General features: G+C 42.9%; 4 protein-coding genes. 3 read left to right on the top strand and 1 reads right to left on the bottom strand.

Features of this window, described 5'->3' with window-relative positions; all coding sequences use genetic code 11:
- Positions 1–579: 579 nt before the first annotated feature.
- The 3 genes from F1542_RS16530 to F1542_RS16520 are packed head-to-tail and all read left to right on the top strand — an operon-like array spanning position 580 to position 7,962.
- Positions 580–3,738 carry a rhamnan synthesis F family protein gene (locus F1542_RS16530; RefSeq protein WP_193733963.1) on the top strand — a complete coding sequence of 1,053 codons (3,159 nt, stop codon included), beginning with the start codon at positions 580–582 and terminating at the stop codon, positions 3,736–3,738.
- A 51-nt stretch (positions 3,739–3,789) separates the two neighbouring features.
- Complete coding sequence (locus F1542_RS16525) at positions 3,790–5,022, top strand: hypothetical protein (protein ID WP_193733962.1); 1,233 nt, start codon at positions 3,790–3,792, stop codon at positions 5,020–5,022.
- A gap of 48 nt (positions 5,023–5,070) precedes the next feature.
- A complete protein-coding gene (locus tag F1542_RS16520; protein ID WP_193733961.1) occupies positions 5,071–7,962 on the top strand; it encodes a hypothetical protein in 2,892 nt (963 codons plus the stop codon).
- A 42-nt stretch (positions 7,963–8,004) separates the two neighbouring features.
- Here the strand turns inward: F1542_RS16520 and F1542_RS17265 are convergent, their stop codons facing one another.
- The gene (locus F1542_RS17265; protein ID WP_408886259.1) at positions 8,005–8,409 is read right to left on the bottom strand and encodes a transposase; all 405 of its coding nucleotides are present in this window, start codon (positions 8,407–8,409) and stop codon (positions 8,005–8,007) included.
- Between the last annotated feature and the right edge of the window lie 247 nt (positions 8,410–8,656).

The following is an 8,656-nucleotide window of genomic DNA, read 5'->3' as shown; positions in this document are numbered from 1 at the left end:
CGCAGCCCTTCCCGGCTATGTTCACGTCGGGCAATACCAGTCCATGTCACCATTCACTCCATCTCTTCGTAAAGACGGATGAATCACAACAGGCTGGTATTGTTCAAAAACTTTCGGATCGGGCACTGAGACCCGGATGCCGACTTGCCTGAAGGGTAATCCACTATCCATTATTTACCAATAGCCACGTCGGCACGCAACGTGCGCGCGTAACAGCCTACTGCTCAACGCTATCCTCACGGCCTTGCGCTTGGAATTTCCGTATGCTTCATGGTCTTATCGGTCTCCTGATACGAGCTTAAAACGCCCAGATGACCGGCACAAAACCGTCACAAGTTCAGCCTGAATATGACGACCAGAAATTTTTCAGTATCTGATACGTTAGAGGATTACGATCTGTATAGGATCGTCATTCTTCCTCACTACACCAATTGGACAAAAAAGTGCATAATATCCTCTGAATTATATACTCAACAATCAGATATTATATAATTTGAAGATCAACATCTTGAAATTTGTCTTTGCTTTTCCCACGGTTTATCATTAAAATTCTATGATTTTCTGTTGGAAGCCTGCATTATGATTTTTTCGTCGGTATTTTTGAAAAAGTTCCTTTCGTTTAAAAAAAAACGTAGAGATTTTTCAAAAAAACAGAAAAAGGCTCTCAAGAAATATTTTGATTCTGATTGGTATGCAACGCAGGTTCCTTACATAAAGAAAAATTATTCAAACTTATTTGATAATTATATAAATTTTGGACGATTTAACGGAATACAACCTAATGCATATTTTGATCCGCAGTGGTATTTGAAAAAAAATCAGGATGTTCTCTCAGCAGGGATAGACCCATTCCTTCACTATTGCGAGGATGGCGCAGCGGAAAGGCGCACGCCCGGACCTTTGTTTGATCCTGAGGCATACCTTGATGCTTACCCCGATGTAAGGGAAGCTGGTCAGGAACCGCTGCACCATTTTCTAAACCATGGGCAAGCAGAACACCGTCACGCTTATAGTGTTTTGCTGCCCCATCATGCTACACGGAACCTAGCTTCTTCGGATAGAATAGAATCTGAAGAACGGAACAAGCATATACGGGTTGCTGTAGCCCTGCATATTTTTTATGCGGATATGTCTGAAGAAATATGTCGATATCTTAATAATATCAGTGGTCATTTTGCGCTGTTTGTAACTGTTCCCGATGCAGGTATTGCCAAGAAATTTACGAGTGTCGTTAAAAAATACGGTCTGGATTGCGATCTGAAGGTTGTAATAGGGCAAAATCGTGGTCGTAATTTTGGCCCCTTCTTGGTGGAATTCCGTCGCGAGTTGCTGACTTACGACGTTATGCTGCATATTCACAGTAAGAAGTCACTAAGAACCGGAAACGAACAGACGGGATGGAAAGATCATCTTTTCAAAAGCCTGCTCGCGAACCGCGGATATACCTCTTTTATTATCAACCGTTTGGGTGACCAGAATAACAGGAAATTTGGTGTAGCCTTACCTTCAACATTTGCCGATTTTGGCCACTGGGCTCATGATTGGCTGGGTTGCGCTCACATGATACCCAGCATGCTGGAAAAGCTGGGGATTGATCATGTCCCATCCAGAGGGATGCAGGATTTTTCTGTTGGATCAATGTTCTGGGCTCGGACCCAAGCCTTGCGGCCACTGCTCGAATATCCTTGGGCATATACAGATTTTGAGGAAGAACCGGCAGGTCATGACGGAACCGTACCACATGTTATCGAACGTGGATTAGGAACGTTCGTGGAAAGCCAGTCTTTCTACCCTATGGAACTGGACTATGACTGCGGCCTCTATCGTGATGGCTGGACCGAAAAGAACCTTCATAAGTATGAAGACTATATTCCGGCAATGCGTTATGCGATCGATCACTTCGATACGATCTCTTTTGATTTTTACGATACTGTATTTTGCCGTAAAGCTACGACGCCAGACGACATCCATTTATATATAGGTCATGTACTGCGTTGTCGGTTTGGAAAATATAGCGAAAATGAATTTTACCATTACCGCAAAGCTGCAGAAGCACGTGCCCGTCAGAAGTTGACAAAGGGCGATGTCGATATCTACGATATATATGACCATTTTGCGGATGTCTGTGATTGGCCCGTCAATGTTGTCACGACAGCCCTCGACCTGGAACTCCAGATCGAAGAACGGGTCTTGATGCCTCGTGACGGGATCGTCGAATTGCTCCAGCGTGCCAAGGATCGTTCACGCCGCGTTATCTTGGTAAGCGATACCTATATGCCGCTGGAGTTCTTTGAGAAGGTTTTGAAAAAATGGAATATGTACGGATATTTCAGCGAGCTTTATATATCTTCTCACCGTGAGGCTCGCAAAGACCAGGGGCAGATCTGGGATATCGTACTACAAGATCAGCAGGAAGGTAACACCCTTTTCCATACAGGCGATAATTTTGAATCAGACGTTCATTTGCCGATCGTACGCTCCATTAATGCTTTACACGTGATAGCGGCTCCATTGCTGGCAGAGCTGCGTGGTTATCCCATGCCACTAAATTGGAAAAAACGCCGAATTACTTGGCAGGAAGGTTTGCTCCTGGGCGTTCCCGTTGCGCGTTTCGGGAGAAGCCTATCTCTAGAGAATAGGCAGTTCAGGCCTATCCATATGGGTAATTTCGAAGATATCGGTTGCAATATCTTAGGGCCAGTATTTTTTAGTTTTATGACTTGGATGATTAATCATCCTACGTTTAAAGGAATAACAAAGATAGCCTTCTTGGCAAGAGAAGGATATTTTCTTCATAAATATTATGTAGCAATGCGGAAAGCTCTGGGAGGTGATGCCAGTCACCTACCACCGGCAGTTTATCTTGAGATTTCGCGGAATGTTTCTCTCTCAGCTCTCCAGGGAATTAATTATGATGATGGACTGATTCTTGGTAGTCAGGCATCTGAAATGACCATTGCCGATCTCCTTAAAAATCGGATTGGGTTTGAACTTGACCGTCCGGAAGAGTTTTTGAATACGGTTGTCAGCCTACCACGTGATAGGGCTTATGTTGCCTATTGTTTGGATAAGATTCGGCATGACATCGTACTAGATGGTGCGGGTAAACTAAGCCGTATGACCCAATATCTGCGACAGGAAGGCCTCCTGCATCAGGAGGGGCTTGCCATTGTTGATATTGGATATAGCGGCACAATACAGAAAGCTTTTCAAAAAATAATCAATCGAGGCGTTTCCGGATATTATATGTCCACTACTCCAGAAGTTGCAGATGTTAATAAAACAGCGGGTGGAGAAGCATTTGGTTGTTTCAATAATGAAAATTCGGATCCGCAATGTGCAGTGAAGGCAATGTCTGTCCTTCTTGAAGGCTTTATGACGGCGCCACATGGACAAGTTGTGGATTATAATTGCTCAAATTCTGATAATTTTTATAAAATAAATCCGATTTATAAAGAAAAAAGAATGGCACAGGACAATTTTCATTATTTTGATATGATATATGATGGGATCGAAAATTATTTCAAAGAGATGATCTCTATATATGGTCCTGAAATTACTAAAGCCTCTTACCCACTAAAAGAAGCTCAAGCAGCCCTATTAGCGGTTAAGATGAACGAAATCATATTTTCTGCAAATTTCTGGAATAAAATATACCTAGAAGATGACTTTTGTGGGAATGGTGAAATACCGATCCTCGAGCATTATCAAAAATATTTGGGAATTGCTTCATATTGATTCCCAATTCGTAAAATATTCATTATTCTGTTTAGATGGGTGTATCTCTCAATGTACGGTAATTCTTCTCCTCACCCTATGATTGACTTGGATTGGATACGCCAGGCGTGTGGTAACTGGTCACTTTCTACGCGCGAGTGTATTGATCGACAGGATGAGGTGGGACCAAATATTTTATTCGATGTTAAATTCTATCGAGAAAAATATCAGCATGAAATGCCTCAGAACATGACATGTTTGGAGCATTTTTGTCGGCAGGATAGAAATAATTTACGCGATCCTTCCCCATTGTTCTCTACGAAACAATGGCTGGAAACATATTCTGCTCATTCAGGTGGAGCACACTCTACCATTGTTGTGCCTCCGGGGCGTAATGGCTGGTGTCTTGAGCTTTCAAGGCAATTGGGGAAGGAAGCCCTTTTTGCACGCAACGAGATGCTGAGATCTTTCCATAACGAAATTATCAAGAAAGATATAGTTGTAGGCTTACCACCGCATAGAGGGCAGGAGATCTGCTTGTTTGTGCACTATGACAGACATGATACGATTCAGCCCTATGTTTTTGATTATCTGGATGCATTACACAAAGAAGGACTTTGTATTTTTTTCTTGACGAATAGTCAGACGCTAGCTGCCAAAGACATAGCATCATTAAAAAAATATGTCTGGCGTATCCTATGCACCGATAATCGTGCTTACGATTGGGGTCTGTTTTCCCAAGCCGTTAAACTCCTAGATAACAAATTTCCTGGCTCGCCTATTTTATTGGCTAACGATAGTGTTACTTATCTAGGCCAAGGGTTGAAAAAAATCCTCGATCGGTGCCGCCTTCAACAGGATGGAATTACTGGTGCTGTTGATGGATGGCAGCATTTTTGGCATCTACAGTCATTTTTTGTTTATTGTGGGGCATCTGTTGTTGGCTCACGTAGTTGGAGTGGTTTTTGGAATCATTATCGTCCTCATAACAACAAATGGTTTGTCATCAATAGTCAAGAATACGGTTTCTCCAGATGGATGCAGCAACAGAAAGTTCCAATGTCGGCGATATGGGATTATAAATCTCTTATAAAAAAAGAGTATAAGAAAAATCGTGCAGAAAAGTGGCGCGAAGATATGTTCCTTCAGAAAAAGAACTTAAATGCTTCGCACGATCTTTGGGATATATTATTGGATAATGACTTTCCATTTATAAAGAACTCTATCTTAAAAGGTTCGCTTGCTTCAGGTAATTTAGATCATATTTGCAATGTAATAAGTAAATTAGGAAAAGAAAGAATTTAAAAACGATAACATCCCAGTGTATTAAAGAATTTCTTCAGGTGCAGAAGTATGGCTAAGAAAATGAGTTATAAATACATTGCAAATAACGTTGCGAGGATGATAAAAAAGAAAAAGAATTTTCCATCTGATTGGAAGGTAGCATTTGATCCAGACTGGTATCGAAGCGTCTATCCTGATGTTGCTCAGGCGAAGGCCGAGCCTGTGCGGCATTTTAATGAGTACGGTTGGCAGGAAAAACGTAACCCTCATCCACTTTTTGATACGCAATGGTACCTACAGAATAACCCAGATGTCGCCCAGGCTAATGTAAATCCCTATATCCATTTTTTAGAGCATGGTTGGCGAGAAAACCGTAACCCAAGCCCGCACTTCGACGTGGATTGGTACTTACTGCAGAACCCAGATGTCGCACAGGCCGGTATCAACCCCTATCTGCATTATATTGAGTATGGCCAGAAAGAGGGACGACCGGCGCGTCCGACTGCTTTGCCGCCTCAGAATACGCCCCAAACTACGCAACATGCGGATCGTTCACATCTTTATCATTTTCCGACGCCAGATGAGATGGTGGAATGGTTTGATGCGACATGGTACGTGCAACAGTATGCAGAAGTTGCACAAAGTGGACTCTCGCCGTACGTGCATTTTGCAACAATTGGGTGGAAAAAACAGTACAATCCGCACCCTCTGTTTGATGTGAACTGGTTTTTGGACCACAATCCAAAGGCTAAGAAAGAAGCTGATGGCCCTGTTCAGTTCTTCTTACACCAGATGACTGAACAGAACGAAAAACGGTCCGTTGATTCGCGTCTGCCTTGGAAATTATCTCAACAGGCGTTTGGTGATATATCTGCTATTCTGCCTAGCCCCTATGTTCCACCTGGGCGGGAGCAGTTTCATGGCACGTCTGATGCTGAGTTTACGCAGCGGCTTGCTACGGTAGATGTTATCTCATTCGATATTTTTGATACAGCATTATTTCGGACAGTGGGACATCCATTATCAGTATTTACGATCTGGAATAATAAATTTTCTGGCAGGTTTAAAAGCGTGCCGTATCAACTTTCTGATATCCGTTATTGGGCTGAAAGAGAGGCACGCACACGTAAGCATGCTACTCATGATACGCATGAAATTACTTTGCAGGACATTTATGACGTGATTGAAGAAAAACTTCAGTTGCAGAGTCATGACACTCTTGAATTGATGAAAGAAGAGCTGAGAATTGAGGCCGATGTTCTAAAATCTAATCCTCAAATACTGAAGTGGGCTGACTTGGCTAATAAAGCAGGAAAAAAAGTTATATTTGTCAGTGATATGTATCTTCCTGCTCTTTTCCTGCAAGATGTATTGACCAACAATGGGTATCAGAAATCTGAAGTCTATGTGTCCGGGGAACATCAAGCAGGAAAATGGAACCGAGAGTTATTTGCTATTGTAGAAAAACAGACTGGATGTAATGGAAACCGGATTCTACATATTGGGGATAATCATGGTTCCGATAAACTGAATCCGGAATCTGTTGGCTGGCAGGCGATTCACTATCAGGAAGGTAGCGACGCGCGACCCTTTTTTCAGCAGATAAGTATAAATCCATTGGTTAATGCGGCCAACATTACGACATCGGTAGCAATGGGACTGGCCCATGTTCATAGAACGAAAATCGAGCATGAAGATATATCCTGGGAAGAAAAGTTTGCCCGGTATATCGGCTATGAATTGGTAGGACCACTTATCCTTGGATTTACGGGATGGATTGCAAGCCAGGCCCAAAGAACATCTATTGATCAGATTGTCTTTTTGGCCCGTGATGGTCTGCTCCCGTTTGAGGCATTTAAACGGATTAAACGTCACTTAAATCTTAATGCCGATGCCTGCTACGTTGCTGCATCGCGCCGTCTTCTTTATGGAGCACACCTGCGCACACATGAAGACATAATACGTTTCTCACATAATCTTCTTTTCTCCATAAATTCTAATCTAGCGGAATATATGGATGTGTACAATTTATCTGAAGAAGACTATAGAGAGTATATTCAAAAGTATGGTTTCAAGAGCGCTCATGATAAACTATTTTCCGGGAATGATTTCAATTCCGAATCACTTCAGGTTCGTAACCGTTTAATGCCCCTTATTAGGGAACTTGCTCCCGTAATTAAGAAAAAAGCAAATAAAAATATTAATTATATGAAAATGTATTACAATAGAAATATACCGTTAGGTAAAAACAAAAGGATATCTATTGTAGACTTTGGCTGGTCAGGCACTTTGATCAAACCCATTGATCAAATCATCCGTTCTATTGATAGTAACGTTTCTACTTCGGCGTTGTTTTTTGGTCTAAATGCCTCAGCTAACCAAAAGATTCCATCTTCCATTCCTGCAGAAGGGTATTTCTTTAATCGTAAAAATAGGAGTTCTAAGCCTTTTCCTTATTGTCTACCTTCATTGAACAAGCCGTGTGATGTCGTTAGTGAATCTTTATCTTTATTAGAAATTCTTATAAGTGCCAATCATCCGACTATTATCGGTCTAAAGAGAAACTTCTTAGGATTTCAGGAGATATATGCAAAAGATACATATACACATGATCAGAGATTATTTTTGCAGAACGTGCATAATGCATGTCTATCGTTTATTGATGATTCCTTGCCTCTTCTTCCTTCCCATGTAGGAGAATGGGATTTCCAACATGTTATCGGTCATGGATGGCAGCGACTGTTAGCCAGTCCCGGTGCACATGAGGCTGATTTATTGGGTAAATTTCCTCATCGTATGGATCCAAGTGGACATGGAGCGAATACAACCTTAATTGCGAATGCAGAAAAAAACTCGTCTGCAGAAAATTTATGGAATCAATATTATAATTCTTTTTGGCCGGCAGGATGGTTCGCAATATTAGATGATAATTTGCGCAGCATTATGTTGAGTAAAAAATAGGTAGTTCCAAAGCTCTTGACGTGCCCCCCTTTTTGTTACCACTCAAAAAGAGAGTTTCCGGTTTTTATGGTTTGGGGTTGATGGGATGACAAGCGTCTCGGGGGCATGCCCCCGAGACGCTTGTCTGGCGACCTGATCCGGTGTCCTGCCATCCAGTTGGGAATGTGGGCGCACCGTATTGTAGTCTTCCCGCCAGTCAGCCAGAATCTGGCGGGCATGCGTCAGGGACGTGAACAGCGTTTCGTTGAGACATTCATCCCTTAGCCTACCATTGAAGCTTTCGACAAATCCGTTCTGCTGTAATCGGCCGCTTGAGGCCGCCTTATGACTGAGGATTGTGACTGGTAACTTCAGATGGGTCACCATGGCTTCGGCCGCCCGACGGGCAGCCTCAGATGCCGCGAGAGCGGCCTGCAGGTCACCGATTTTTCCGTGCACATCCTCCATGCCCCAAGAGAGCCATATTATCTGGTGGCGGGGTACTGGAATTCACCTGTCCATCCCTCAATTCTGCGCTAGCCCGCGACATCAGTAATCGGTAATCGGCCGCTTGAGGCCGCCTTATGACTGAGGATTGTGACTGGTAACTTACCGTCGTTAACGACGTCGTTATTGACGTCGTTCGGGAGGTAAATATGGCTCAGGAAATCCTGATTGGCGTTGAACGCCGTCGCCGCTGGCCGGACGAACGGAA

The organism is Komagataeibacter sp. FXV3, assembly GCF_015155755.1.
Taxonomy (GTDB): Bacteria; Pseudomonadota; Alphaproteobacteria; order Acetobacterales; family Acetobacteraceae; genus Komagataeibacter.
This window is presented reverse-complemented; position numbering and strand designations above follow the sequence as displayed.